General features: G+C 73.3%; 25 protein-coding genes. 15 read left to right on the forward strand and 10 right to left on the reverse strand.

Annotated features, from left to right (window positions below; genetic code table 11):
- Positions 1-117 precede the first annotated feature (117 nt).
- From MicB006_RS12955 to MicB006_RS12990, 8 genes are all read left to right on the forward strand, one after another.
- Positions 118-1,446: a Gfo/Idh/MocA family protein gene (locus tag MicB006_RS12955; protein WP_116506291.1), complete on the forward strand. Its 1,329-nt coding sequence runs from the start codon at positions 118-120 to the stop codon at positions 1,444-1,446.
- 17 nt (positions 1,447-1,463) lie between these two features.
- The gene (gene uxaC / locus MicB006_RS12960) at positions 1,464-2,897 is read left to right on the forward strand and encodes a glucuronate isomerase (protein ID WP_116506293.1); all 1,434 of its coding nucleotides are present in this window, start codon (positions 1,464-1,466) and stop codon (positions 2,895-2,897) included.
- Complete coding sequence (locus MicB006_RS12965; RefSeq protein WP_116506295.1) at positions 2,894-4,195, forward strand: enolase C-terminal domain-like protein; 1,302 nt, start codon at positions 2,894-2,896, stop codon at positions 4,193-4,195. The genes uxaC and MicB006_RS12965 overlap by 4 nt, the downstream gene beginning before the upstream one ends.
- Positions 4,186-5,670: a mannitol dehydrogenase family protein gene (locus tag MicB006_RS12970; protein WP_116506297.1), complete on the forward strand. Its 1,485-nt coding sequence runs from the start codon at positions 4,186-4,188 to the stop codon at positions 5,668-5,670. Before MicB006_RS12965 ends, MicB006_RS12970 begins: the two co-directional genes overlap by 10 nt.
- Positions 5,667-6,833 (forward strand): Gfo/Idh/MocA family protein, encoded by a 1,167-nt coding sequence (locus MicB006_RS12975; RefSeq protein ID WP_116506298.1) that lies wholly within the window; start codon positions 5,667-5,669, stop codon positions 6,831-6,833. The genes MicB006_RS12970 and MicB006_RS12975 overlap by 4 nt, the downstream gene beginning before the upstream one ends.
- A gap of 26 nt (positions 6,834-6,859) precedes the next feature.
- Entirely contained in the window at positions 6,860-8,203 is a 1,344-nt protein-coding gene (locus MicB006_RS12980) for a polysaccharide lyase family 1 protein (protein ID WP_116506300.1), read from the forward strand.
- 292 nt (positions 8,204-8,495) lie between these two features.
- Positions 8,496-8,954, forward strand: coding sequence for an ATP-binding protein (locus MicB006_RS12985; protein WP_116506302.1), 459 nt, complete (start codon positions 8,496-8,498; stop codon positions 8,952-8,954).
- A gap of 7 nt (positions 8,955-8,961) precedes the next feature.
- Entirely contained in the window at positions 8,962-9,687 is a 726-nt protein-coding gene (locus MicB006_RS12990) for an HD domain-containing protein (protein ID WP_116506304.1), read from the forward strand.
- 509 nt (positions 9,688-10,196) lie between these two features.
- On the opposite strand, the gene MicB006_RS12995 is transcribed toward MicB006_RS12990, so the two are convergent.
- From MicB006_RS12995 to MicB006_RS13015, 5 genes are all read right to left on the reverse strand, one after another.
- Entirely contained in the window at positions 10,197-10,616 is a 420-nt protein-coding gene (locus MicB006_RS12995) for a barstar family protein (protein ID WP_116506306.1), read from the reverse strand.
- Positions 10,617-10,677: 61 nt separating this feature from the next.
- Positions 10,678-11,118 (reverse strand): ribonuclease domain-containing protein, encoded by a 441-nt coding sequence (locus MicB006_RS13000; protein ID WP_030499301.1) that lies wholly within the window; start codon positions 11,116-11,118, stop codon positions 10,678-10,680.
- Positions 11,119-11,305: 187 nt separating this feature from the next.
- Positions 11,306-14,215 (reverse strand): M36 family metallopeptidase, encoded by a 2,910-nt coding sequence (locus MicB006_RS13005; RefSeq protein WP_225980723.1) that lies wholly within the window; start codon positions 14,213-14,215, stop codon positions 11,306-11,308.
- A gap of 271 nt (positions 14,216-14,486) precedes the next feature.
- Entirely contained in the window at positions 14,487-15,419 is a 933-nt protein-coding gene (locus tag MicB006_RS13010) for an HNH endonuclease (protein WP_116506310.1), read from the reverse strand.
- Between the two features lie 70 nt (positions 15,420-15,489).
- Entirely contained in the window at positions 15,490-15,729 is a 240-nt protein-coding gene (locus MicB006_RS13015) for a winged helix-turn-helix domain-containing protein (RefSeq protein ID WP_116506312.1), read from the reverse strand.
- Positions 15,730-16,027: 298 nt separating this feature from the next.
- Between MicB006_RS13015 and MicB006_RS13020 the strand changes: the two genes are divergently transcribed.
- Both MicB006_RS13020 and MicB006_RS13025 read left to right on the forward strand, forming a co-directional pair.
- Complete coding sequence (locus MicB006_RS13020; RefSeq protein WP_116506314.1) at positions 16,028-16,303, forward strand: DivIVA domain-containing protein; 276 nt, start codon at positions 16,028-16,030, stop codon at positions 16,301-16,303.
- Between the two features lie 2 nt (positions 16,304-16,305).
- Positions 16,306-16,614, forward strand: coding sequence for a hypothetical protein (locus MicB006_RS13025; RefSeq protein WP_116506316.1), 309 nt, complete (start codon positions 16,306-16,308; stop codon positions 16,612-16,614).
- Here the strand turns inward: MicB006_RS13025 and MicB006_RS13030 are convergent.
- The gene (locus MicB006_RS13030; RefSeq protein WP_116506318.1) at positions 16,542-17,087 is read right to left on the reverse strand and encodes a hypothetical protein; all 546 of its coding nucleotides are present in this window, start codon (positions 17,085-17,087) and stop codon (positions 16,542-16,544) included. The genes MicB006_RS13025 and MicB006_RS13030 overlap by 73 nt on opposite strands.
- A 329-nt stretch (positions 17,088-17,416) precedes the next feature.
- Here MicB006_RS13030 and MicB006_RS13035 point away from each other — a divergent pair, with 329 nt between their 5' ends.
- Positions 17,417-18,211: a hypothetical protein gene (locus tag MicB006_RS13035; RefSeq protein ID WP_116506320.1), complete on the forward strand. Its 795-nt coding sequence runs from the start codon at positions 17,417-17,419 to the stop codon at positions 18,209-18,211.
- 39 nt (positions 18,212-18,250) lie between these two features.
- Here MicB006_RS13035 and MicB006_RS13040 read toward each other — a convergent pair whose 3' ends face one another.
- The 3 genes from MicB006_RS13040 to MicB006_RS13050 form a co-directional block, all read right to left on the reverse strand.
- Complete coding sequence (locus MicB006_RS13040; RefSeq protein WP_116506322.1) at positions 18,251-18,886, reverse strand: VOC family protein; 636 nt, start codon at positions 18,884-18,886, stop codon at positions 18,251-18,253.
- A gap of 78 nt (positions 18,887-18,964) precedes the next feature.
- A complete protein-coding gene (locus MicB006_RS13045) occupies positions 18,965-19,522 on the reverse strand; it encodes a M23 family metallopeptidase (RefSeq protein WP_116506324.1) in 558 nt (185 codons plus the stop codon).
- Positions 19,523-19,667: 145 nt separating this feature from the next.
- Positions 19,668-21,449: an ABC transporter ATP-binding protein gene (locus MicB006_RS13050; RefSeq protein ID WP_370013483.1), complete on the reverse strand. Its 1,782-nt coding sequence runs from the start codon at positions 21,447-21,449 to the stop codon at positions 19,668-19,670.
- Positions 21,450-21,539: 90 nt separating this feature from the next.
- Here MicB006_RS13050 and MicB006_RS13055 point away from each other — a divergent pair, with 90 nt between their 5' ends.
- The 4 genes from MicB006_RS13055 to MicB006_RS13070 all read left to right on the forward strand — a co-directional run bounded on the left by MicB006_RS13055 (position 21,540) and on the right by MicB006_RS13070 (position 25,087).
- Positions 21,540-21,956: a MarR family winged helix-turn-helix transcriptional regulator gene (locus MicB006_RS13055; RefSeq protein WP_116506328.1), complete on the forward strand. Its 417-nt coding sequence runs from the start codon at positions 21,540-21,542 to the stop codon at positions 21,954-21,956.
- An 83-nt stretch (positions 21,957-22,039) separates the two neighbouring features.
- Positions 22,040-22,408, forward strand: a complete 369-nt coding sequence (locus tag MicB006_RS13060) for an SCP2 sterol-binding domain-containing protein (protein WP_116506330.1) — start codon at positions 22,040-22,042, stop codon at positions 22,406-22,408.
- Positions 22,401-24,488: a glycogen debranching N-terminal domain-containing protein gene (locus MicB006_RS13065; RefSeq protein WP_116506331.1), complete on the forward strand. Its 2,088-nt coding sequence runs from the start codon at positions 22,401-22,403 to the stop codon at positions 24,486-24,488. The genes MicB006_RS13060 and MicB006_RS13065 overlap by 8 nt, the downstream gene beginning before the upstream one ends.
- Positions 24,489-24,499: 11 nt before the next feature.
- Positions 24,500-25,087, forward strand: coding sequence for a cysteine hydrolase family protein (locus MicB006_RS13070; protein ID WP_116506333.1), 588 nt, complete (start codon positions 24,500-24,502; stop codon positions 25,085-25,087).
- A gap of 39 nt (positions 25,088-25,126) precedes the next feature.
- Here MicB006_RS13070 and MicB006_RS13075 read toward each other — a convergent pair whose 3' ends face one another.
- Positions 25,127-25,753 carry a TetR/AcrR family transcriptional regulator gene (locus MicB006_RS13075; protein ID WP_116506335.1) on the reverse strand — a complete coding sequence of 209 codons (627 nt, stop codon included), beginning with the start codon at positions 25,751-25,753 and terminating at the stop codon, positions 25,127-25,129.
- Positions 25,754-25,779 lie beyond the last annotated feature (26 nt).

Below are 25,779 nucleotides of genomic sequence, written 5' to 3' on the forward strand. Positions count from 1 at the left end.
AACCTCATCAATGCGGATGGATGGGGCGGGTTGACCGCCATCCGTTGACGACGTATCCACCGTCGTGGTTTCTTCGGCTGCAAACCTTTGCAGCCGACTGCCGGGGAGGCCGACGTCATGTCACCACCGGCCCGGGAACGGGTCCGCCACGCCCTGGTGGGCGCCGGGGCGCGCGCCGAGATGTTCGTCCGCGCCCTGGCTCTCGACCACGCCGACGCCGCCGAGCTGGTCGCGTTCGCCGACGTCAACCAGACGCGGATGGACGCGCACAACCGCTGGCTGGCCGAGCTGGGCCACCCGCCGGTGCCCACGTACGCCGCCGGCGACTTCACCACCATGCTCGCCAAGGAGCGCGTCGACGTGGCGCTGGTGACCAGCGTGGACGCCACCCACGACGAGTACGTGACGGCGGCGCTGCGCGCTGGCTGCGACGTGGTCGTGGAGAAGCCCATGACAGTCGACGCGGATCGGTGCCGGCGCATCCTGGACGCGGTCGCCGAGACCGGCCGCCGCGTCACAGTCGCGTTCAACTACCGCTACAACCCGCTGCACGAGCAGGTCCGGCGGCTGCTGGCCGACGGCGCGGTGGGCGAGATCGGGTCGGTGCACTTCGAGTGGCTGCTCGACGTGCGCCACGGCGCCGACTACTTCCGCCGCTGGCACCGCGACAAGTCCGTCTCTGGCGGGCTGCTCGTGCACAAGTCCGGCCACCACTTCGACCTGGTCAACTGGTGGCTGGACGCGCGCCCGGTCGAGGTGCACGCGTACGGCCGGTTGTTCTTCTACGGCGCGGACGGCCGCCGGCACGGCTACGCCCGCGACTACGACCGGGCGCACGGCTCCCCCGCCGCCGACGGAGACCCGTTCGCGCTGCGCCTGGCCGACCACCCGCGACTGCGTGAGCTGTACCTCGACGCCGAGGCCGAGGACGGCTACCACCGCGACCGCAACGTCTTCGCCCCCGGCGTGACCATCGAGGACGACCTCGCCCTGCTGGCCCGCTACGACACCGGCGCGACGATGACCTACCACCTGACCGCGTACGCCCCCTGGGAGGGCTACCGGGTGATGGTCAACGGCAGCCGGGGCCGCCTCGAACTGGAGGTGACCGAGAGCGACCACGTCAGCCCGGCCGTCGCCGGAGCACTCAAGGGCGCGGCGCTGCACGGCGACGAGGCGGCCGTCGAACAGGGCGCGGCCCGGCTCACGCTGCGCCCGTTCTGGGCGCCGCCGGTGGAGATCCCGGTCGACGGCTGGACCCGGCGCGGGCACGGCGGCGCGGACGCGCGGATGACCCGGGTGCTGCTCGGCGGCGAACCCGACCCGCTCGGCCGGGCCGCCACCGCCCGCGACGGCGCGCTGGCGCTGCTCACCGGCCTGGCCGCCAACCGCTCGCTGGAGACCGGCGCGCCCGTCCTGGTCGCCGACCTGCTCACCCTGCCCTGACCGAGGAGCCCGCCCCCGTGCCGATCATCTCCCCCAGCGATCTGCTGCTGCCCGCCGAGCCCGGCCTGCGCGCCCTGGCGCGCGAGCTGTACGCGCTCGTCGCCGAGCAGCCGATCATCTCCCCGCACGGGCACGTCGACCCCGGGCTGCTGGCCGAGGACCAGCCGTTCCCCGACCCGGCCCGGCTGCTCGTCGTACCCGACCACTACCTGACCCGGATGCTGCTCAGCCAGGGCGTACCCCCGGCCGACCTGGGGGTGCCCAGCGTCGACGGCAGCCCGGTGGAGACCGACGGGCGGACCGTCTGGCGGCGCTTCGCCGCGCACTGGCACCTGTTCCGCGGCACCCCGTCCCGCCTGTGGCTGGAGCAGACGTTCCGCAACGTGTTCGACGTCGACACCCCGCTGAGCCCGGCCACCGCCGACACCGTCTACGACGCGATCGCCGCGCGCCTTGCCGAACCGGGGTTCCGGCCCCGCGCGCTGTTCGAGCGCTTCGGCATCGAGGTGCTCGCCACCACCGAGTCGCCGCTGGACGACCTGGGCCGGCACGCCAAGCTCGCCGCCGACGGCTGGGGCGGGCCCGGCGGGCGGGTGGTCACCACGTTCCGCCCCGACGACGTGGTGGACATGGAGTTCGGGAACTGGTCGGCCAACGTGGACCGGCTCGCCGAGGTCTCCGGCGAGGACACCGGCACGTACGCCGGCTACCTGGCCGCGCTGCGGGCCCGGCGGGAGGCGTTCGCCGCCGCCGGCGCCACCTCGTCCGACCACGGGCACCCGACCGCCCGTACCCTCGATCTCAGTCCGGCGCAGGCCGCCGCGCTCTACGACAGGGGCCGGCGCGGCCTGGCCGACGCGGCCGACGCGGAGGCGTTCCGGGCGCACATGCTGCTGGAGTTCGCCCGGATGTCGCTCGACGACGGCCTGGTGATGCAGCTGCACCCCGGCGCGGTACGCAACCACAACCGGTGGCTGCACGCCCGGCACGGCCGCGACGTGGGCGGCGACGTGCCGCAGGCCACCGAGTACGTGCACGCCCTCGCCCCGCTGCTGGACGCGCACGGCAACGACCCGCGGCTCACAGTGGTGCTCTACACGCTCGACGAGGACACGTTCACCCGGGAACTCGCCCCGCTCGCGGGCGGCTACGCGGCGCTGCGCCTCGGCGCGCCCTGGTGGTTCCTGGACTCCCCCGAGGTGCTGCGCCGGTTCCGCGAGGCGGTCACCGAGACGGCCGGCTTCTACAACACCGCCGGGTTCGTCGACGACACCCGCGCGTTCTGCTCCATCCCGGTACGCCACGACGTGGCCCGCCGGGTCGACGCCGGTTTCCTCGCCCGCCTCGTCGCCGAGCACCGGATGACCGGGGACGAGGCCGCCGAGACGATCGTCGACCTGGCGTACCGGCTGCCGAAGCAGGTCTTCAAGTTCGGAGGTGGGCCTTCATGACCACTATCACCGACGTCGAGGTGCACGACGTGCGCTTTCCCACCGCCGCCAGCGGCGACGGCTCGGACGCGATCAACAGGGGCGACTACTCGGCCACGTACGTGGAGCTGACCACCGACGGCGGCCCGACCGGCACCGGGTTCACGTTCACCAACGGGCGGGGCAACGAGATCACCTGCGCGGCGGTCCGCGCGCTCGCCCACCACGTGCGGGGACGCGCCGTCGCCGAGATCGCCGCCGAACCCGTCGCGTTCTGGCGCTCGCTCACCGCCGACGTGCAACTGCGCTGGCTCGGGCCGGAGAAGGGCGTGATCCACATGGCCACCGGCGCGCTCGTCAACGCGGTCTGGGATCTGCGCGCCAAGCTCGCCGGCAAGCCGATGTGGCGCTTCCTCGCCGAGGCGCCCACCGACGAGCTGGTCGCGACTGTCGACTTCCACCACATCACCGACGCGCTCACCCCGGACGAGGCGGCGGCCATCCTCGACAAGGGACGCGACGGCCTCACCGACCGGCTGGCCGGGCTGGAACGCGACGGGTTCCCGTCGTACACCACCTCCGTGGGCTGGCTCGGCTACCCGGACGAGCGGGTGCGCGCGCTGACCCGCGACGCGTACGCGCAGGGGTGGCGCGCGATGAAGATGAAGGTCGGCGGGCGGATCGAGGACGACCTGCGGCGGGCCCGGATCATCCGGGCCGAGATCGGGCCGGACGCGCTGCTGATGATGGACGCCAACCAGGTGTGGGACGTGGACGAGGCGATCGCCGCGATGGGCGTGCTCGCCGAGGTCGACCCGTACTGGATCGAGGAGCCCACGCACGCCGACGACGTGCTCGGGCACGCCCGGATCGCCCGCGCGGTCACCGAGCTGACCGGCGGACGCTGCCGGGTCGCCACCGGCGAGGTCGCCGCCAACAAGGTCATCTTCAAGCAGCTGCTCCAGGCCGAGGCGATCGGCGTGATGCAGATCGACGCCTGCCGCGTCGGCGGCGTGGACGAGGTGCTCGCCGAGCTGCTGCTGGCGGCGAAGTTCGGCGTGCCGGTCTGCCCGCACGCCGGGGGCGTGGGCCTGTGCGAGTACGTGCAGCACCTCGCGATCTTCGACCACCTGCGCGTCGGCACCAGCCTGGACGGCCGCATGGTCGAGTACGTCGACCACCTGCACGAGCACTTCACCGACCCGGTACGCACCCGGGACGGCCGCTACCTGCTGCCCACTGCGCCCGGCTACAGCGCCACCATGCGCCCGGAGTCGATCGCGCAGTTCCGCTTCCCGGAGGGTCCGGCATGGCGCTGACCACCGACCGGCTCGGCCTGGCCACGCTGCGCCGCCTACCAGAGGCCAGCCGGCCGCTGCTGCGCCCCGGCACCGTGCCGGCCGGCATCGTCCACCTCGGCGTCGGCGCGTTCCACCGCGCCCACCAGGCGGTGCACACCGAGGCGGCGGTCGGCGCGGCCGGCGGCGACTGGGGCATCATCGGCGTCGCGCCGCGCAGCACCGGCGTGGTCGACGCCCTGGCCGCGCAGGACTGCCTGTTCAGCGTCACCACGCTCGCCCCCGACGGCGCGGCCACCCGGGTGGTCGGCGCGCTCGCCGGGGTACGGCACGCCGCGAGTGACCCGGACGCGGTGGTCGGCCTGCTCGCCGACCCGGCGATCCGGGTGGTCACGCTCACGGTGACCGAGAAGGCGTACCGGATGGACCCGGTGACCGCCGCGCTGACAGTGGACGCGGAGCTGACCGCCGACCTCACCACCGACCGTCCTCCGCGTACCGTCCCGGGCCTGCTGGTGCGCGGGCTGCTCGCCCGCGCCGCCGCCGACGCCGGGCCGATCGCGCTGGTCTGCTGCGACAACCTGCCCGCCAACGGGCGCCGGCTGCGCGGCCTGGTGGAGCAGTGCCTCGCGCTGGCCCGGGTGCCGGACGCGAGCGCCGAACGGGTGCTCACGGCGGTGACCTGCCCCGGCACCATGGTCGACCGGATCGTGCCGGCCAGCACCGACGAGACCCGGGACACCGCGCGGCGGGCGCTGGGCGTGACCGACCTGGCGGCGATCGCCGCCGAACCGTGGTCGCAGTGGGTGATCGAGGACGACTTCCCCGGCGGCCGCCCGGCCTGGGAACGCTCCGGGGCGGTGCTCACCGACGACGCCGGCCCGTGGGAGCGGCTGAAACTGCGGGCGCTCAACGGCGTGCACTCCGCCACCGCGTACCTGGGCGCGCTGGCCGGCGCGGAGACGGTGGCCGAGGCGTTGGCGCTGCCACACCTGGAAACGGTGCTGCGGCGGCTGGTCGCCGAGGAGATCACGCCGAGCTTCACGCCGCCGCCCGGGGTGGACGTGAGCGCCTACGGCGAGCAGGTGCTCGCCCGCTTCGCCAACCCCGCGATCCGGTACCGGACGACGCAGGTCGCCATGGACGGCTCGCAGAAGCTGCCGCAGCGGGTGCTGCCCACCGTCGCCGACCTGCGGGCGGCCGGCCGGTCGGCGCGGTGGAGCGCGCTCGTCGTGGCCGCCTGGCTGCGGTTCCTGCTCGGGTACGCCGACGACGGCCGGCCGCTGCCGCTGGACGACCCGCTCGCCGACCGGCTGCGCGCCGCGCTGGCCGCCGCGGCGCACACCCCGGCCGGGGTGGTGGACGCGGTCTTCGCGCTGCGCGAGGTGTTCCCGGCCGACCTGGCCGACGACGACGAGTTCCGCGCCGACGTGACCGGCTGGCTCACCGCCCTGGAACGGCACGGCGTCCGGGCCACGCTGGCGGACGCCCGGTGACCGGCGGCGGGCCGCCTCGGGTGGCGTTGATCGGGGCGAACGGGCACGGCCTCTGGCACCGCCGGACCATCGCGGAGCTGCACGCCGCCGGGCGGGCGCGCCTGGTCGCGTTGGTCGACGTGCGCCCGCTGGAGGACGAACCGGAAGCGCCGGTCCCGCCGGAGACCGGCGTGTTCACCGACCACCGGGCCATGCTCGCCGAGTCCCGGCCGGACGTGGTGGTGATCTGCACGCCGCCGCACACGCACCTGCCGATCGCGCTCGACGTGCTCGCCGCCGGGGCGGACCTGCTGCTGGAGAAGCCGCCCGTGCTCGACCTCGCCGAACACCGGACGCTCACCGCCGCCGCGGGTACCGCCGGGCGGGCCGTGCAGGTCAACTTCCAGGCGCTCGGCTCGGCCGCGCTGACCGAGCTGACCGGCGCGCTCGGCCGGCTCGGCGCGGTCACCGGCATCGCCACGCTCGCCGCCTGGCAACGCCCGGACGCCTACTACGCCCGCTCCCCCTGGGCCGGGCGGCGAACCGTCGACGGCCGTCCGGCGCTGGACGGCGCGCTCGCCAACCCGCTCGCGCACGCGCTCATGCAGTGCCTCGCCGTCGCCGAATCGGTCACCGGCGCGCCGGTACGCCCGGCCCGGGTCGAAGTGGAGCGCTATCGCGTCCGCCCGATCGAGGTGGACGACACCGCAGTCCTGCGGCTGACCCCGCACGCCGGGCCGCCCGTGCTGGCCGCGCTCACCCTCGCCGCCGAGGAACACGTCCCCGGCGAGGTGCTGGTCACCGGCGAGCGCGGCCGGGCGGTGCTGGAGTACCCGACCGACCGGGTGCGGCTGCCCGGCGACGACGCGCCACGCCCGGTGCCCGGCCGCCGCGGACTGCTGGCGAACCTGCTCGACCACCGCGCGGACGGCACGCCGCTGATCGCGCCGCTGGCGCGTACCGCACCGTTCACCGCGGTGCTGGACGCGCTGCGGGACGCACCCGTTCCGAGGCTGCTCGACGGGGACCTGGTGCGTGTGGCGGGCGACGGCCCGCAGCGGGTGCGGATGGTGCGGGGTGTCGGCGCGACGCTGCGGGCCGCCGCGGAGACCGGCGCGCTGCCGTCCGAGGCGGGCGTGCCGTGGGCGGTCAAGCCGTACGTGGTGGACCTGCCGGCGCAGTGAATGTCCCCGAGAGAACGGAACGAGTCATGCGTACCCGAACCGCAGTCGTCGCGGCGCTGACCGCCGCGCTCGTCCTCACCACCGCCGCGCCCGCGCCGGCCGCGACCGGACGGCCGTCCCGGGCCGCCGAGCTGATCGGCCGCCAGGCCCTCGCCGCGAACGACGGCTGGGCCGCCACCGGCACCGGCACCACCGGCGGGTCGGCCGCCGCGCCGGAGCGTGTGCACGTCGTGCGTACCCGGGCCGAGCTGGTCGCCGCGCTCGGCGGCGACAACGCCACTAATGCCGCCGACGCCACCGCAAAGATCGTGTACGTGGCCGGAACCGTCGACGGTTTCGAAGGGCCCGACGGCACGCCGCTGGACTGCGCCGACCTGGCCGACCCGGAGTACTCGCTGCCCGCCTACCTGGCCGCGTACGACCCGGCAACCTGGGGCCGGGTGAACCCGAGCGGGCCGCTGGAGGCCGCCCGGGTGCGGTCGGTGGCCAACCAGACCCGGCAGAACCAGATCAACGTCGGCTCCAACACCACGATCATCGGCCTGCGCGGCGCCCGGCTCACCGGCCTGACGCTGATGATCGACCGGGTGGACAACGTGATCGTGCGCAACATCGAGTTCGCCGACGCCCGGGACTGCTTCCCGGCCTGGTCTCCCACCGACGGCGACACCGGCAACTGGAACTCCCAGTACGACCAGATCTCGGTGCGGCGCAGCGAGCACGTCTGGATCGACCACAACACGTTCACCGACGGCGACAACCCCGACAGCGCCCAGCCCGTCCACTTCGGCCGGCCCTGGCAGGTGCACGACGGATCGCTGGACGTCACGCACACCGCCAGCCTGGTCACCGTCTCCTGGAACCGGTTCACCGGCCGGGACAAGGTGATGCTGATCGGCTCGTCGAACACCGTCGGGCCGGACGTGGGCCGGCTCGACGTCACCGTCCGGCACAACCTGTTCGACGGCACGCTGCAACGCCTGCCCCGCGTGCGGTTCGGCCGGGTCGACGTGCACGAGAACCACTACCGGCTCGGCGGGCCCGGCTTCGCGTACGCCCTCGGCGTCGGCGTGCAGTCCGCCCTGTACGCGGAGAACAACTTCTTCACGCTCACCGGCGACGCCGGCCCCGCCGACCTGCTGTACGACTGGGGCGGCACCGCGCTCACCGAGCGGGGCAGCTGGGTGCGCCAGGGCGACCGCCTGCCCCGGCCGGTGAGCCTGCTCGCCGCGTACAACGCAGCCCACGACCCGGACCTCGGCGGCGACGCCGGGTGGACGCCCACGCTGCGCGCCGCGCGGCCGCTGCCGACCTCGCTGGTCCCGCTCGCCGTCGACGCCCTCGCCGGCGCCGGGCGGCTGCCGCTCTGACCTGCTCCCGGGCCCGCCCGCGTACCGCCTCGCCACCGTCGGGGTGACCGCCGCCCGCGCGGGCCGCTCGTCCGTGGGCCGGCGTCCCCTCCGGGGTCGCCGGCCCACTGCCGTTGCCGCCTCGCGGGGCCGCCGGCTGACACGCCGCCCTCGATGCGCAATGATCATGTTGACGGACAGCGCCGCCGGGGATTGAAACGGCGGTCACCGGGGACAACAGGGTGAGAATCGGGCGGTGACAGCGCGAGTGGGCGCCCAGGCCCGGGGACGGGCGCGGAACGGAGGGCCGGACGTGACGGGTGGGACATCCGGGGTCGTCGGCCCGGTCCTCACCATCGACCTGCCGGCCGACCCGGGCCAGCTGGCCGCCACCCGGGAGCGGCTGCGCGGCTGGCTGCACGCCCGGGGCGTCAGCGAGTGGGACATCGAGACCGTCCTCATCGCCACCGGCGAGGCGTGCGCCAACGCCATCGAGCACGGGTACCGCTTCGCCCCCGAGGGGATCACCACGTTGCGGGCCGAGCTGCGCGGCGACCGGCTGGAGATCGAGGTACGCGACCGCGGCGGCTGGCGGGCGGCCGACGGCGACGAGAGCGGCGACCGGGGGCGCGGGCGGCTGATCATGGCGCGGGTGATGGACGAGGCCACCATCGTCGGCACGCCGGAGGGCACCTGCGTACGCCTGGTCAAGCGCCTCACCGGCGACGTGAGCGGCCCGGCGGGCACCGGATCTAGCGAAGATCAGCTATAAGGGACGCATGGAGTTCCCCGCGTACCTCGCCACCATGCCGATGCACGCGATCACCGAGATCCACGGTGAGCCCGGCCTGCTGGCCCGGTTCCGGCTGGAGATCGAGGCGTTCGACGAGGCCGACCGTGACCGGCTGACCGAGGCGCTCGACCTGGCCGCCGACCTGCACCGCGACGACCGGCGGGTACGCGAGCCGTACCTCAACCACCTGCTGCGGGTGTCGATCCGGCTGATGCACCACTACCAGGTGCGGGACGTGGACGTGATCGTCGCCGGACTGCTGCACGACGCGGTCGAGGACCACCCCGCCGAACTCGCAGGGCTCGCCCCCGACACCGGATCGGACGCGACCCCGGCGGCGCTCGCCGTGCTCGCCGACCGGTTCGGGGCGCGGGTCGCCCGGCTGGTCGCGGCGGTCACCAACCCGGAGTACGACCCGGGGCGGGACCGCGACGAGCAGTACCGGGAACATGTGGCCGCCAGCCTGGAACGGGAGCCCTGGGCCCGGGTGATCAAGGTGTCCGACTTCACCGACAACGGCGTGGGCGTGATCCACACGGTCGGGCCGAAGGTGACCCGCGCCGCCACGAAGTACCGCCCGCTGGTGCCGGTCTTCCGCGACCTGGTCGCCCGCCCGGACACGCCGTTGTCGGCGTCGGTCAAGGAACACATCTTCGCCCAGCTGGACCTCGCCGAGGAGCGCTTCAGCGCCATCCTCGACCAGCCGGGCTGACGCCACCCGGTCCGGCGCGTCCCGCCGGGGCCACCCACGCCACCCGCGCGCTCACCACCCGGCCCGCATTCACCCTCACCTTCGCCACTCCCCCGAGCCGGCGCCCGGCCCACCAGTTCCCCGAAGTGGCCGCATCCCCACTGACCGGACCCCACCACCTCCCCGAACTGGCGCCCGGCCCACCACCACCCCGAGGTGGTGACACCCACCCACGAGACCCGTCACTCCCCAGGCTGGCGCCCGGCTCGCCACTACGGCGAAGTGGCGACAACCTCGCCCACCGAGCCCCGCCACTCCCCCGAACTGGCGACCGCCCACGCCACTTCCCCGAACCGGCCGCATCCCCACCCACCGGACCCCCGCCACTTCCCCGAACTGGCGATCGGCCCACCACTACGGCGAAGTGGCGGCAACCCCACCCACCAGACCCCGCCACCTCGCCGAGCTGGCGGGTCCGACGTCGCCACTTCGGGGAGGTGGCGACCATGCGGCGGCGAAACGGCGACCGGTCAGGCGGCTGCGGGAGGTGGGCCGCCCACCCGCCCGCCGAGCAGAGCGGCGACGCGGTCGCGCAGGGCGGGCAGCCGGTCCGGGTGCTCGTGCAGCACCACCCGCAGCGTCTCGTGACCACTGGCGGCGACCGCGCCGAGCACGTCGAGCAGCGTGCCGAGCTGGGCGGGTGGCTCGTCGGCGAGCAGGTGCGCCGCGTCGGTCACTACGACTGTCAGCGGGCCGGCGTCGAGGCGGTCGGCGAGCGCGTCGGCGAGGGCGTCCCAGTTTCGGCCGTACCAGTCGGGCAGCTCGAGCGCAGCGGCCAGCGTCTCGTGCAGCCCGGTCCGGGTGCGGCCGGCCGTACCGGAGACCGGCACTCCGTCCGGCTCGGACGGCGCGCCGTCGTACACGAGCCAGGCCGGCAACCGCGTACCCATGATCCGTCCCTTCCCGACGTCGCCGGCCGGGCGTCGCGGGCCCGGCCGGCGTCGAGGCTGCTCAGAGCCGGTAGAAGTTGGCGTAGTGGTCGGGTGAGAACCAGGTCGCCCCGGTGCTCTTGTTGACCACGATCCGATACGCGTCCCGGGAGGCGTTGCAGGCGCGCGGGTAGACGTCGTACTCGTAGTAGGTGGCGCCGGAGGGCAGCTGTCCCTCGTAGTTGTAGAACCGGCCGCCGGCGAAGTTGCACTGGCCGCCGCTCCACGAGTACCAGCCGCGGCTGGTCGGGAAGCTCTTCGCGGACCAGCCGGACCGCGCGGTGCGCGCGTCGGCGCAGCGGGACTGGGTGCAGGAGCCGTAGACGGCGGCAGCGGCCGGTTCGGCAAGCCGGGTGGAGACCGTGGCGGGGGCGACGAGCGCGGCGGCGGCCACGGCGGCGACCAGGGCGGACGCGGCGAGGGCGCGGCGGACGCGGGTGACGGCGGCGCGGAACGGGGTCAAGGGATCCTCCTTGAACGGGACGACAGTGCATCGATCGACATTGATGGCCGATCGAAGCTCAGTCTGTCGGGGATCCTGCCCGCGGTACAGCCCCGATCCGGCGACGGCGCCCCGAACCCCGCGTGAACACACGGCGGCGGGTGCGGACGGACGACCCGAGCCGCCCGTCCGCACCCGCCGCGTGGAGCTAGTGCGAGAACACCTGGAACTCGGCGATCCGCACGTTCTGCGCCTGCGGGCTGGCGGTGGTGCAGTCGGTCGCCGCCCTCGGGTCGTCGTCCTGCTCACCGGCGTAGTCCGGCGCGCCGGTGCACTGGTTGGTCAGCACCTCGACGCGCAGGTGCGTGGCAGTGGTACGCGGGATGCCGAAGGACCGCATGATCAGCTCCGGCGCCCGGGGACGCGGCGCCACCGACGGGAACGCGTCCGGCTTGCTGGTGTAGACCGGCCGGAAGTCGGCCGCGTCGGCGCACGTCACCGGCCCCTGCGCGGTGCAGGCCAGGACCCGGAACTGCCGCACCGCGGAGTACCGGCTCTGGGTGCCCGCGTCCGCGTCACCGGCCACCGGCGGGCGCAGCATCGCGCTGACCTGCACCCGGCGTACCTGCTGGACGCCGCCGGCCAAATCGACGGTGACCTGCCGGCCGGCGACCGGCACGCCGAGCGAGGCCCAGTTGGTGGCCTCGTCGTCGTCGACGATCTGCGGCAGGTTGATCCCGTCACCGGCGACCGTCGCGCCGGTGGTCGCGGAGGCCAGGTTGGGTCGCAACGTCACCGGCAGCGTCCGGTTCTGACCCGCCTTGATCGTCACCGGGCCGACCCGGGTGTGCCCGTAGCCGGGGGCCCGCACCACGAACTCGTACGTGCCGGGCACCAGGTCCACCCGGTCGGTCAGCGGCGTCGCCGCGTCGGTGTCCGCGACCGGCACGGCCCGCGCCTGGTAGCGCCCGACGAACAGCTGCGCTCCGGCCACCGGCCCGCGCTCACCCACCGGCAGGAGCCGCAGCGAGCCCTCCCGGGCGTACGGGGAGGTGAAGCCCGGCGTGGGGTCGGGGTCGGTGTGGCCGACGCTGGCCGCGCCCTCCCCCAGGCCGCGCTTGGCGAACGCGTTCCAGAGCAGGTCCTGGTTGGCCCCGCCGAAGCGGATCCGGTCGGCGGCGAGCATCGCGTCCCGGGCGTCGACCATGCTGACCTGGCTGACCGACATCAGCAGGAACGAGTCGAAGACAAGCTGGATCCAGCGCCGGTTGCCGGGGCAGGCGGTCACGTCGCGGGCGCCGGTGGCGCACGCCTTCTGCACGGCCGGGGTGCCGCTGCCCCAGCGGCGCATCATGGCCGCGCGGATGTCGGTGTTGGTGGCGCTCCACACCTCGCCGGAGGCGTGCACCTGGAGGCCGACGAAGTCGTAGTCGAGCGAGCTGTAGTTCAGCGGGCTGTCGCTCATGTTGTAGTTGCGGATGCCGGCGTTCGGGTCCTGCGTGGTGTACTCGCCGATGGTGAAACCGCGCCGGCCGGGCGCGGCGTACCCGTGCTCGAAAAGGTACTCCATCGCGAGCTGGTCCGACCAGCTCTCGCTCATGCCCTGCGGGGTGCTGACCCCGGCGCTCGGGCCGGCGATCATGCGGTTGGTGACCGCGTGGCCGTACTCGTGGGCGATCACCGACATGTCGAAGTCGCCGTCGACGCAGGGCGCGTAGAACGAGCCGGCGGTGGGCTGCCACAGGTACATGTTGGTGGTCGGCGCGACGCCGTCCGGCGGGGTGATCTGGTTGGCGTTGTTGCGGGCCGGGAACGTCGGCGGGCCGCCGCTGACCCCACCGGCCTGGGCGTTGCCCTGCTCGGGGTCGTTAGCGAGACCTCCCCGGCCCAGGTTGTCCTGCTGCATGTTCCAGGTCTCCTCGGTGAACCCGAGGTGGTAGGTCCAGTCGTGCATCCGGTTGTGCATCGCGAACAGGTTCGCCCGCGCCGCGTCGATGTCGTTGGCGCGCGGCGAGGTGAACACCTCCGGGTTGCAGCGCTGCTCCTGCCACTGGTTCGTCCACGGGTAGGCGTACCTGCGGTCCGGGCGGGGCGTGGCGGTCTCGGTGCCGACGCTGAACGGGTCGTTGCTGAACCAGTTCTGCACGGCGATCGCGTTGTTGCCCTTGGTCGTGGTGGTGGACTCCCCGGTCGCCGGGTCCACGTCCCACGCCGGGTGCCCCGGCACGCCGACCACATCGGCGCAGCCGCGCGCCGGCACGGCGCACCACCGCTTGCGGGTGTCGACGGAGGACCTGTCGACGCGGGGCGAGTTCGGGAAGACCTCCCAGGACGGGTGGTCCGAGGCGTGGTCGATGAGGTCCTCGCGGACCAGCACGGCGCCGTCGCGGGCGTCCACGTAGGTGGAGTAGGCGGCCGGGTCCGCGCCGGTGGTGTCCGCGCCGAGGACCACCTCCCACGCCGCGCGCGGCCCACGGTCCGCGGTGGGCACCGCGACCAATGAGGTACGCATGACCTGCGCGTCGGCGCGGCCGGCGTCGGCGATCGCCGCCTTGCGGGCCTGCTCGGCGCTGATCGTGGCCGGGGCCGGCGTACCGGCGTCGCGGGCGAGCGAGGAGCTGACGTGCCACACCGCTTTGTCGCGTACGCCGACCGACAGCATGCCGTCGACGGCGGCCGGCAGATCACCGAAGCGCTGCCGGAACAGCACCGTCGCGCCCTGCCCCATCGGCGCCACGGTGAGCAGCTCCAGTGCGGCGGCGCCCTCGGCGGTCAGGCCCAGCACGTCCCGGTTGGCGGCCACGTACGCGCGCGCGGCGGCGGCCGGGTCGGCGGGCAGTCCGGTCGCGAGCGGCTTGCCGGTCGAGGTGAGCGTGGCGGGCGTACCGAAGTCGGTCCAGCGCACGCGCGCGCCGAGCGCGGCGGCCCGGTCCCGCTGGCGCTCGGTGGCGGCGACGCGGCCCTTGCGGTTGTCAGTGGCCTTGGTGTCGTGCCGGTCGCCCGGCAGGTGGTCGGGTGGCGCCTGGGTACGGGTCTGTTCCCGGGGTGCCGCCTGGCCGCCGCCAGCGGCGGTCAGGACCAGACCGGCTGCCAGCAGCAGCGCGGTGGTCCCCGTCAACGCACGGGATGGTGTGCGCACGGTCCCTCCTGTCATCGTCGAACGGCGATGTCCGTTCCGCCATCCGACCAGCACGATCGACGCGCCGACACCATCCGAACATCCATAAATGTTGTTGCGTCGATTTCTCGGCGGCGCCGACGGTGCAGGAGGGCACTCCTTCGGGATTCGCAGTCCACGGGGTGAGAGGCCAGGAGATCTTGGAAGATTTGGGCCCCCATGAGGGCCATTTGCTACCAAGATCTACCGGGTAGCCGTGGCTCCTCAGCGCTCAGGCCGCCTTGAACACGGTGTCCAGGTGCCACTCCAAGAACTCCGCGCTGGGACGGTCACCACGTCGCTCCGGAATCGCGATCACAGAGCCGACCTTGGCGTAGAACTGGTCGCCGTTTCCGAACTCACTACGCAGGCGCGGGCTCACCATCAGGCGATACTTCGGGTCCACGCCCAGGTATCCGTGATCGAAGAGGATGTGCACGTCGGACTTGAGCAACAGTCCGTTGTCGATCCGATGTTCACCACCCTCGGGGAGCGGCCGGATGTGTGCTGCTTGCAGCACCGGTTGCACCTTGTTGCCCGTGATGGCGCAGCGCCGGCCGTATGCGCCGAGCACCACCGCCTTGAAGGACTTCTGGCCGAGTCGCTGCGGGACGAGCCGTGGATCGCCGTAAACCGGACCGGGACGATGCCACGGCTCGCTGAGGTCCAGCTCGACTTCACCGCCCAGAAGACGGTGCAGCAGCAGGCGGAAGTAGCCCGCTGAAGCTGGTTCAGCGAGGTCGTACGTCTTGCCCTGGACGACGTTGGGTGCGAACCCGGGCGGCGGATCTGCTGTGGAACCGTCCGAGAAAAAGACGCTGTCCCGGACGAAGACGCAGCCGATGACGGGATCCTCCCCCGGCGCAATCGGCTGCCTCCGGTACCGCCCGACGCTATGCCGCATGTCGTCCAGGCTCGCGACGCCATTCCCCTCGCCGAACAGGGCCCACGCCTCCGAGATCTTCAACTGTGTGAACCCGCTGAAGAAGCCCCCGCCGACGATCCGATTGAGCGGGTAGTGGGCCTTGAAGAGGAACGGTTCGCCCGGCGTGAGCGCGCGGAAGGCACCACCCGACGGGCGCCAGAAGTTGACTTCGTTCAGGTCGGGACGCGCGGCCAGGAACCGATACCACTTCTCGTCCGTGACCCCGACGAAGGCTTTCACGCCGCCCAGCGTGCATTACCGATGGATCTTGCCGCTACCCCCGGCGAGGTCGCGTATCCGACTGGGTTGGTCAGGGCTCCCGCATCCAGGTCTTCGGGTCCGTCACGAAGACGCCCTTGCCCTGCTGTCGCCGGATCACCCGCAACGCTTCGAGACGCGCATACGCCATCTGGACGGTCCCATGACTCACGCGGTAGCGATCGCGCAGCTCAGCGATGGAGGGCAGCTTGTCCCCCGGCTTCAGCTTCTTCCCTCTGACATCGGCGATCACATCGTCGGCGATGCGCCAGTAATCCGGCACTTCTCGCATGGCACTCCTCGCGTGGCGACCCGATTCGATCACACCGCGACGCGCCTAACAAGTAACGTTGACTCATCTGACATGTCTAGATAAGTTGACTCCGGGCCGTTCCTCGCGTGGCAACGAGTTCGGCTCATCCCCCGGTCGGGGCGGGTGCGCGTACCCGTCCCGACCCTCCGGACTGCTCCGCCTCCGTACCGCCGATCCGGGCTGCGAGGGCGGAGCGGGCGGGCCGCCCGGGCCGGCGTGCGGACGGCCCGCCCTTCCAGACCCACCGCACCTGTCCGCTGATCCTGGAAGGACCGAAGTGACGCTGTATCGATCCGGCCGGCCCCACCTGAGCGGCCCACCGGCCGGGATGACCGCGCACGAGGTGCGCACCCACGCGTTCGACCCGCATCGACGGGGCGTCGACCCCGATCAGGTACGCGAGTTCCAGGCCCGGGTCGCCGACGAGCTGACGGAACTGCACCGGCAGGTACGCCTGCTCGCGCAGGAGAACGACAGGTTGAAGCGCGCCCTGCGTGACTGGCAGGCCATGCACGCCCGCGAGTGCCGCCCGCCGAACGACGGCCACTGGTAGCGATGCGTGCGCCGCAACCCGGTGACCTGCTGCGAGTCGACGGCCGGGCGTCGGTGCAGTTCGGCGGCGACCGGGCGCTGACGTTCCGGGTCGTGTCGGTCGGCGCCGAGGTGACGCACATGGGCTGGATCTGGCTGACCGGCTACGTGCTCAACAGTCGCGGCGCCGCCACCAGCAAGCGGGAGATCTTCGTGCGGCTCGCCGGACTGCGCCGGGCCGACGAACCGTTGCCGCGGGATCAGTCCTGCGTGCCGGCGAACAGGGTCCAGGCGTCGATCTCGGTCGGGGCGAGGGGACGCGCCGGCAGATAGGACGCCAGGTCGCGGAAGTCCGCCACGGCGTTGTGCACGCACGCCGCGAGCGAGAAGTGCAACAGTTCCCGCAACGCCTGCGCGTCGGGCGCGGTGGCGTCGTCGAGCAGCGGACTGCGGACATCCAGCGCGAACACCACGTGGCAGGCGCTCTGGTCGGGCTTGACGACGCAGTAGTAGCGTCCCGCCTCGGCCAGCCGGTTGCGGATGTTCGCCCAGGCCATGGCCCCGGAGATGTCCGGCACGTCGGCGCCGGCCGCGCAGGCCATCCGGAAGACCCAGCGGGCCGGGTCCTCCGGCGACACCGCGCCGTAGACCAGCACCAGGCCACCGCGGTGGAAGACGGCGAAGCCCTGCACGTCGGGGGTGAGGTGCAGGAAGTCCGGAGTCCAGACCCGGTCGTACTGCCGCTCCGCCAGGGACCGCATGTACGTCACGGTCTGGCCGGCGGCGTGGCGAGCGTCTACGCCCATGCGTTCTGGTCCTCCCCCGAAGCATCGCGGAGCCTCACGCTACGAAGCGCTTCGATAACAGATCAAGGCATGCCGATCGAGTTTGGATGGTCGGTCTCGTGAACGGGACCGAACCCGCCCCGAGTCCCACGGATAGGACTACGGGACGGCTCGTCCGATCGGTCAACCGGCGGGGCGGAGCCGTCCGCGCGGCTGCGCGCGTACACCGGTCGCTGTTGTTAGCGTGGATCGCGGACCGCCAGGGCAGTCCGCCACCCCTCGCCCGACGGCCCGCGCGTCCCGGTGACGCCGCGGGACGCGGTGCCGCGATCCGGCATGGAGGGGGTGCGATGACCGCGGTGCCGGGGGATCCGGGGCCGGCCGACCAGCGGCCCGCGCCGCGCGACGGCTGGCGGCGCTGGCGGGTACGGGCACGCGCGCTCGGCGACGCGGCGCGGGTGCGGACCCGGCGCTTCTGGGACGGCGCGCAGCCCACGCTGCGGCAGCTCTGGTGGACCGAGGAGCCGGAGACGCCGGTGACCACCGTCGACCGGCGCGCCCCGGAGCCGCTCGTGGTGCCGGCGCAGGGCCAGGTGTACGTGTTCCTGGTCCGGGCCACCTACACCTGGTCGTCGGAGACCGCCCGGCCGGAGCTGTTCGGCTGGTACGTCGACTACTTCCAGCAACAGGCCACGCAGCGGCTGCACCGGCTGGCTGTCCGGCACGCGGTCGAGGTGCCGCCGCACCGGCCGCGTGACCTGCACGCCGCGCTGACCGCCGCGCTCGCCGAGGACGATCCGCCGCCGTGGACGTACGCGCGCGGGGAGGTGAGGTTCGCCTGCGAGCCGGACGTCACAGTGCATCTGGACGAGCGGGTGCGCAGGCTGCTCCAGCCGTACTGGGAGCAGCGCATCGCGCTGGAGTGCGAGCGCGACCTGGCCCGCCGCCGCGCCGAGTTCGCCGACGAGCGGGACCGGCGCGACCGGGAGCCGGAGGCGACGGGAGCGAGGCCCTCCCCGCGCGCGCCGGACGCCAACGGGCCGGCCGACCTGTTCCCGTTGGAGCCGCTGCTCCCCCCGCCCGCGCCGCGCACGGCCCCGGGTCAGCGACCGCGTCCCGGCGAGCCGCAGCCGCCGGCGGTCTGACACGGAAGTCCGCCGCGCCGCACGCGCGGACGGCGGCGGTCAGCCCGCTACGGCGGCCTCCTCTGGGCGGGTCCGGCGGGCGGTCAGGTACGCGGCGAGGCCGGTGGCGTCCTCGGTGGCCAGGAACGCGCCACGCGCGTTGACAAGCGTCTCGTCGGCGTGGGTCAGGCAGCCCCAGACGGTGTCGCCCCAGGAGTCGGCGAGCTTGACCTCGGCCGGGTCGGCGCAGGGCTCGCCGCGCGGTCCGCCGATCTGGCAGTGGGCGGGCGCGCCGTCGCGCCGGGCGGCCACTGCGGCGGCCCGGCGGACGTGCGAGGGTCGGCCGTCCGGCTCGGCCTGCGGGGCCGGGGCGGGCCGGACCGGCGACCGGGTGAACAGGACCGTGTTGCCGTCGGGGTCGATGGTCCGGCACTCGCCGCCGGGCACCTGGTCGACCGGGTGGCCGGCCGCGACGAGGCGGTCGGTGGTCGCGGCGACGTCGTCGACGTGGAGGTAGAGCGCGGCCGGGACCGCTGTGGCCTCGACGAGTAGCAGGGTCAGCTCGCCGCAGCGCAGATGGAACCGCCCGTCCCCACCGGGCTGCCCGGTGTAGCCGAACAGCGCGTAGAACCTCCCGGCCGCGTCGGCGTCGCCGACGTACAGCACCGGCATCTGAGCCTGCACCCCACTGCGCACCGCGCCACTCTACCTATTGGCGAGCCATAAATCACGTCTTGCAGATCGGGTTTCGGCCGGGCGGCCCACCGCCTGCGATCAGCAGCCGTTGGTGCTCTTCTGGTTGCGCTTCAGCCCGTCGGACCAGGTGACGCCCTGGACGACGGCGACCACGACGCTGCCGTTGTGGATCTGCTCGTAGTGCAGGTGCGGGCTGAGGTCGTACTTCGCCGAGGTCGCGCCGACCCGGCCGATGACGTCGCCGCGCTTCACGGTGTCACCAGTGGCCACCGCGCGGGAGTTGAGGTGGGCGTACCGGGTGCGCCAGCCGTCGCCGTGCCCGATGACGATGGTGTTGCCGTAGCCGGAGGTGGTGGAGTAGTACGACTCCAGCACGGTGCCGGCGGCGCTGGCGACCGTCCGGCGGTTGAGGTCGTCGGGGCTGCCGTTGGCGTCGTAGTGGTTCCAGTCGATGGCGTGGGCCGGGCTGTGCCCGTTCCAGTTGTTGCCCTGCCAGGTCTGGCCGCACAGGAACGGCATCCGGAAACCCGGCCGGGCGGCCTGCGCGGGCTGCACGCCGAGCATGGCACCGGCCACGACGGCGACAGTGAGCATCGCGGGCACGCGCATCCGGGCAGCGGTGAACGTCAGGGACATCGCCTCTCCTCTTCATCGACAACGATGTAGATCGATGCTAGGGCCGCCGCCCGGACGGGTAAATAGCTACACAGATGAATGTCAGGGCAAAAGTTTTCTACATCTCCGTCGACCGCCGGCGGTGGCCGGGCCGGGCGCGCGTACGTCAGCCGACCAGGGCGGCGTAGCGGCCGCGCCGGTCCAGCAGCGCGTCGTGGGTGCCGGACTCGACGATCCGGCCGTGGTCGAGCACGGCGATGCGGTCGGCGTCGCGCACGGTGGAGAGCCGGTGCGCGATGGTCACCACGGTGCGGCCCCGGGCCAGCTCGTCCAGCGCCCGTTGGACCGCGCGTTCGGTCTCGGTGTCCAGCGCGCTCGTCGCCTCGTCCAGCACCAGGATGCGCGGGTCGCGCAGCAGGGTCCGGGCGATCGCCAGGCGCTGCTGCTCGCCACCGGAGAAGCGGTGGCCGCGCGAGCCGACCATGGTGTCGTACCCGTCGGGCAGCGCGGCGATGAGGTCGTGGATGCGGGCGGCGCGGGTGGCGGCCTCGATGTCGGCGTCGGTGGCGTCCGGGCGGGCGTACCGCAGGTTGTTCCGCACGGTGCCGTGCAGCAGGTACGTCTCCTGGCTGACCACGCCCACGACGGCGGCCAGGTCGGCCGCGCGCAGGTCGCGCAGGTCGATCCCGTCGATGGTGATGCGGCCGGCGTCCGGGTCGTGCAGGCGGCTGATCAGCGCGGCGAGCGTGCTCTTGCCGGAGCCGGTCTCCCCCACCAGGGCGAGGCTGGTGCCGGCCGGGACGTCCAGGCTGACGCCCGCGAGGGCCGCGGTGTCGCTGCCCGGGTAGCTGAAGGTGACGTCCTCGACGCGCAGGTGGCCGCGGGCGGTGGCCGGGTCGAGCGGGACCGGGCGGGCCGGCTCGGCGACCTCGACGGGCAGGTCGAGGTATTCGAAGATGCGGGCGAACAGCGCGAGGGACGCGGTGAGCGTGACGCCCACGTTGAGCAGCCCCATCAGCGGCCGGAACAGGTTGCCCTGGAGGGCGGTGAACGCGACGAGCGTGCCGATGGTGAGCGTGCCGGCGGTGCCGGGCAGCCCGGCGCCGAGGTAGATCACGGCGGGGATGGCGGCGAAGACGATGCTCATGGCGGCCATCCGCCAGCGTCCGGCCAGCTCGGAGCGCAGTTCCAGGTCGACCAGGCGGGCCGAGGACGCGGTGAACCGGTCGACCAGGGCCGGGCCGGTGCCGAGGGTCTTGGCCAGCCGGACGCCGCTGACCGACAGCCCTTCCTCGATGGTCACGGTGAGGTCGGCCAGCTCGCGCTGGCGCTGGGCGGTGATCTCCCGGCGCAGCCGGGCGACGCGGCGGGTGAGCCAGAGCGCGGGCGGCAGCACGACCGCTGACACGAGGGTGAGCCGCCAGCTCAGCGCCAGCATGGCGATGGTGGTGGCGACCACGGTGGTGAGGTTGGCGGCGATCGAGGTGGCGGTGGAGGTGACGACCGCCTGCATGCCGCCGATGTCGTTGGTGATGCGCGACTGGACCTCGCCGGTGCGGGTGCGCACGAAGAAGCCGATCGACTGCCGCTGGAGGTGGGCGAAGACGTCGGCGCGCAGCCGGTGCATGACCTGCTGGCCGACGCGGGTGGAGATCCAGGTCTGCGCGACGCCGAGCACGGAGGTGACAGCTGCCACCGCGACCATGCCCGCGACCAGCCAGGCCAGCAGGGTCAGGTCACGCTCGGGCAGGGCCCTGTCGATCACGGTACGCAGCAGGAACGGCGTGGCCATCGCGATGATCGAGGACGCCACGATGATCGCCACCACGGTGGCGAGCGGGCCTCGGTGGGCGGTGAACAGGCCGCCGATCCGGCGCAGGGACACGTCGCGGGCCTGGGCCTTCTCGGCCGGGGAGACGGTTCGGCCGTCGCGGCGGCCGTCGGGGATGCGATCCAAGGGTGCTCCTCATGTGGGGGGACAATGCTGAGGTTACCTCAACATGGGGGAACAACACGAAAGCCTGTTACCGTATTCCCCGTGGACGGCAGCGACGAGAGCCTGGCCGAGACGTTCTGGGCGGTGACCCGCCGGCTGCGGCACCAGACCAAGCGCGCGCTTGCGCCGTGGGAGATCAGCCCCGGGCAGGCGCGGGCGCTCGGCGTGCTGATGCGCCACGGCGCGCTGCGCCCCGGCGCGCTCGCCGAGCACCTGCGCATCGCGCCGCGCTCGGCCACCGAGGTGATCGACGGATTGCAGGAGCGCGGGCTGGTCGAACGCCGCCCCGACCCGGCCGACAGGCGGGCCACGCTCGTCGCGCCCACCGGCGAGGGCGAGCGGGTGGGAACCGCGATCCGGCAGGCACGGGCCACCGAGGCGGAACGGTTCTTCGGCGTGCTCTCGCCGGGCGACCAGGCCGAGCTGGCCCGCATCCTGCGCCGCCTGCGCGAGGACTAGGTCTCCGGCTTCCCCGGTTTCACCCGTTCCGGGTGAGGCGACAGGCCCCGTAGCGGGGAATAGCGCCATCGGGAGGAGGGCCGATGGTCGACGCCACCGAAGAGTTCTTCCGGAGCCTGGGGCAGCGCAGGCAGCGCGGGCTGACAGCGCTCCACGAGGGCACCGTCCGGTTCGACATCGCCGGTGACGGGTCCGTCGACCACTGGCTGGTCTCCATCGCGCGGGGCGAGGTCACCGCGGCACGGCAGGCCACCGGCGGGGACGCGATCGTCCGGGCGGACCGGGCCGTCTTCGACCGGATCGCCCGGGGCGAGGCGTACTTCCTGACCACCGTCCTGCGGGGCGAGGCCGAGGTGGAGGGCAGCCCGCGGCTGTTCGCGACCGTACGCCGGCTGTTCCCCTCCCCGCCCGGCTCCCGCCCGGAACCACACCGGGGAGACGATCATGGGTGACGATCACGTCGGCATCTTCGACGGGACGATCTTCCTGGTCTGCGACCGGGCGGGCGACATCGTCCCGGCGGCCGACGGCACCCACGGTCTGTTCGCCCACGACACCCGCCTGCTGTCCCGGTGGCAGCTCACCATCGACGGCGAGCGGCTCAGCACGCTGTCGATCGACGACATCCAGTACTTCGAGAACCGGTTCTACCTGGTCCCGGGCGCTCAGGACGTCTACGTCAACAGCACGCTCGAGGTGCGCCGCACCCACAGGCTGAACAGCGGACTCCACGAGGACCTGGTCCTGGTCAACAACGACCGGCGGCCCGTCGACCTGACCGTGCGGATCGAGGTGGACGCGGACTTCGCGGACCTCTTCGCGGTCAAGGAGGGCGCGACGAACCGGGAGGGGCGGCACTACCGGCGGGTCGACGGCCCGCGGCTCGTCCTGGGATACCAGCGCGAACGCTACCGCCGCGAGACGATCGTGTCGGCGACGGCTCCGGCGGAGGTGGACGAGGGCGGCCTGACGCTGCGCGTGCACATCGAGCCGCACGGCCGGTGGCAGACCCGGCTGACCGCCGAGCCGGACCTCAGCCTGCCCCGGGGGCTGGAGCGGCTCAGCCTGCCCGGACGGGTCGAGGGCCACGCCCGCAACAAGCCCGCCGAGCTACGGGAGTGGCTGGACCGGGCACCGCGGCTGGAGACCAGCTGGGGACCGTTGCAGAACACCTACCGGCAGAGCCTCATCGACCTGGCCGCGCTGCGGTTCAGCCCGTTCCTCGCCGGGACCGGGTGCGTGCTGGCCGCCGGGCTGCCCTGGTTCATGAGCCTGTTCGGCCGCGACAGCATCCTCACCAGCCTCCAGGCGCTGCCGTTCGCACCCGAACTCGCCGCCACCACGCTCACCGTGCTCGCCTTCCGGCAGGGCAGCCGGATCGACGACTTCCGGGAGGAGGAGCCGGGCCGGATCCTGCACGAGATGCGCTACGGCGAGCTGACCGTCTTCGACGAGACACCACACAGCCCCTATTTCGGCAGCGCCGACGCCACTCCCCTGTTCCTCGTGCTGCTCGACGAGTACGAACGGTGGACCGGCGACGCCGCCCTCGTCCGCGCGGTGGAGCAGGAGGCGCGGGCGGCCGTCGACTGGATCGACCACTACGCCGACCGGGCCGGCAACGGGTACGTCTCCTATGAGCGGCGCAACCCGGTGAACGGCCTGGAGAACCAGTGCTGGAAGGACTCCTGGGACAGCATCTCCTACCGCGACGGCCGGCTGCCGGGCTTCCCGCGCGCCACCTGCGAACTCCAGGGGTACGCGTACGACGCGAAGGTGCGCACCGCCCGGCTGGCCCGCGAGATCTGGCACGACCCGGCGTACGCGGACCGGCTGGAGCGGGACGCCGCCGAACTCAAGCGCCGCTTCAACCACGACTTCTGGATCGACGACGGCGAGTACGTGGCGCTGGCGCTCGACGGCGACGGCAGCAAGGTGGACGCCCTGTCGTCGAACATCGGCCACCTGCTGTGGAGCGGCATCGTCGAGGAGCCGAAGGCCGAGGCCCTGGTGCGGCACCTGATGTCACCGGCGATGTTCAGCGGCTGGGGTGTCCGCACGCTGGCCGAGGGCGAGGCCCGCTACAACCCGGTGGGCTGCCACGTCGGGACCATCTGGCCGTTCGACAACTCGTTCATCGCCTGGGGACTGCGGCGCTACGGCTACGCCGACGAGGCGGCCCGCATCGCGGCCGGCATCCTGGACGCGGCGGCCTTCTACGACGGCCGGCTGCCGGAGGCGTTCGCCGGGCACGCCCGGTCCGAGACCCGCTACCCGATCCGGTATCCGACCGCGTGCAGCCCGCAGGCCTGGTCGGCCGGGGCGCCACTGCTGCTCCTGCGGACGATGCTCGGCCTCCGGCCGGTCGGCGACGATCTCGTGGCCCGGCCCGCCCTGCCTGCTAGCCTCGACTACGTGGCGCTGCTCGATGTCCCCGGCCGCTGGGGACGCCGGGACGCCTTCGGCAGGAGCACCGCCGCCGGCGGCCTGAGCCGCTACGAGCTGGCGCCGCAGCAGCTCTCCGCACCGTGACGGGAACCGACATGCAGCGCATCGACTGGACAGACACCGCGGTCGTGGGCGTCCACTGGCAACACGAGGTGGTCAGCCCGGACGGCGTCTTCGGCCCGTTCTTCGCCGACCAGGTGGCCCGGCACGGCGTGGCGGCGAACGCGGCCCGGGTCGCCGCCGCCGCGCGGGCGGCGGGCGGCCTCGTGGTCTTCACCCGTGTCGCCTACCGGCCCGGCTATCCCGACCTGGTCGCCAACACCCCGAGCTTCGCGATGATCAGGGAGCGCGGGGCGTTCCTGGAGGGCGACCCGAAGACCCGGATCGTCGACGAGGTCGCGCGACAGCCCGGCGACGTCGTCGTCACCTCCACCCGGCTCGGCGGATTCTCCGGCACCGAACTGGACCTGATCCTGCGCGGCCGGGGCGTGCGGACCGTCGTGTTCACCGGCGTCGCGACGAACCTGGCCGTCGCCTCCACCGCCTACCAGGCGGTCGACAACGGGTACCGCATCGTCACCGTCTCCGACGCGTGCACGGCGGCCACCGACGAGCTGCACGACGCCTACCTGAGCACGCTGGGCCAGCTCGGCGAGATCGCCACCACCGGCGAGATCGCCTGACCGGCCGCCGGGGCGCTCGGCGCAGGCAGCCGGGAGCGCTCAGCGCAGGCCGGCGGCGATCGCGTCGACCAGCAGCGCGCCGAGCGTACGGGCCATCACGGCGCGGGCGGCGTCCACGTCGAGCCCCATCGAGTCGCGCATCATCGACCAGGCCGACCAGGTGCCGGCCACCGTCAGCGCGTCCAGCAACTGGTCCCGGTCCGGCCCGGCCTGCGCCAGCTCCGGGGCGAACACCGCCTCGATCTCGTGGCGGACCCGGGCGACGGCCGCCTCCCGGTTGCGGCGCAGTTGCGGGGAGAACGGCTCCCGCAGCGCCGACGCGCGGGCCGAGGGCGCCAGCAGCTCCAGCAGCCGGGCGCGCTGGTCGCAGAACGCGGCGATCCGGGCAGTCAGCGGCAGCTCCGGCGACACCGGCCGCCAGGCGGCTGCCTGCCGTTCGCCGACGCGCCGCCCGGTCGCCGCGAACAGCGTCTCCATGTCCTTGAAGTTGGTCCAGAGCGTGCGCAGCGACACCCCGGCCCGCTCGGCGATCCGCTCCCCGGTGGGCCGCAGGTCACCGGAGTCGATCAGGGCCAGGTGCGCCTCCACGATCGCGGCCCGGGTCCGCTCGGCCCGCGCCGCCCGGCCGTCCACCCGTTCCGGCGGGTCGGTCTCCAGCTCGATCATGGGTACGGGTTCTCCTGTTGCTCGGG

It is taken from the genome of Micromonospora sp. B006 (assembly GCF_003408515.1).
Classification (GTDB): domain Bacteria; phylum Actinomycetota; class Actinomycetes; order Mycobacteriales; family Micromonosporaceae; genus Micromonospora; species Micromonospora echinospora_A.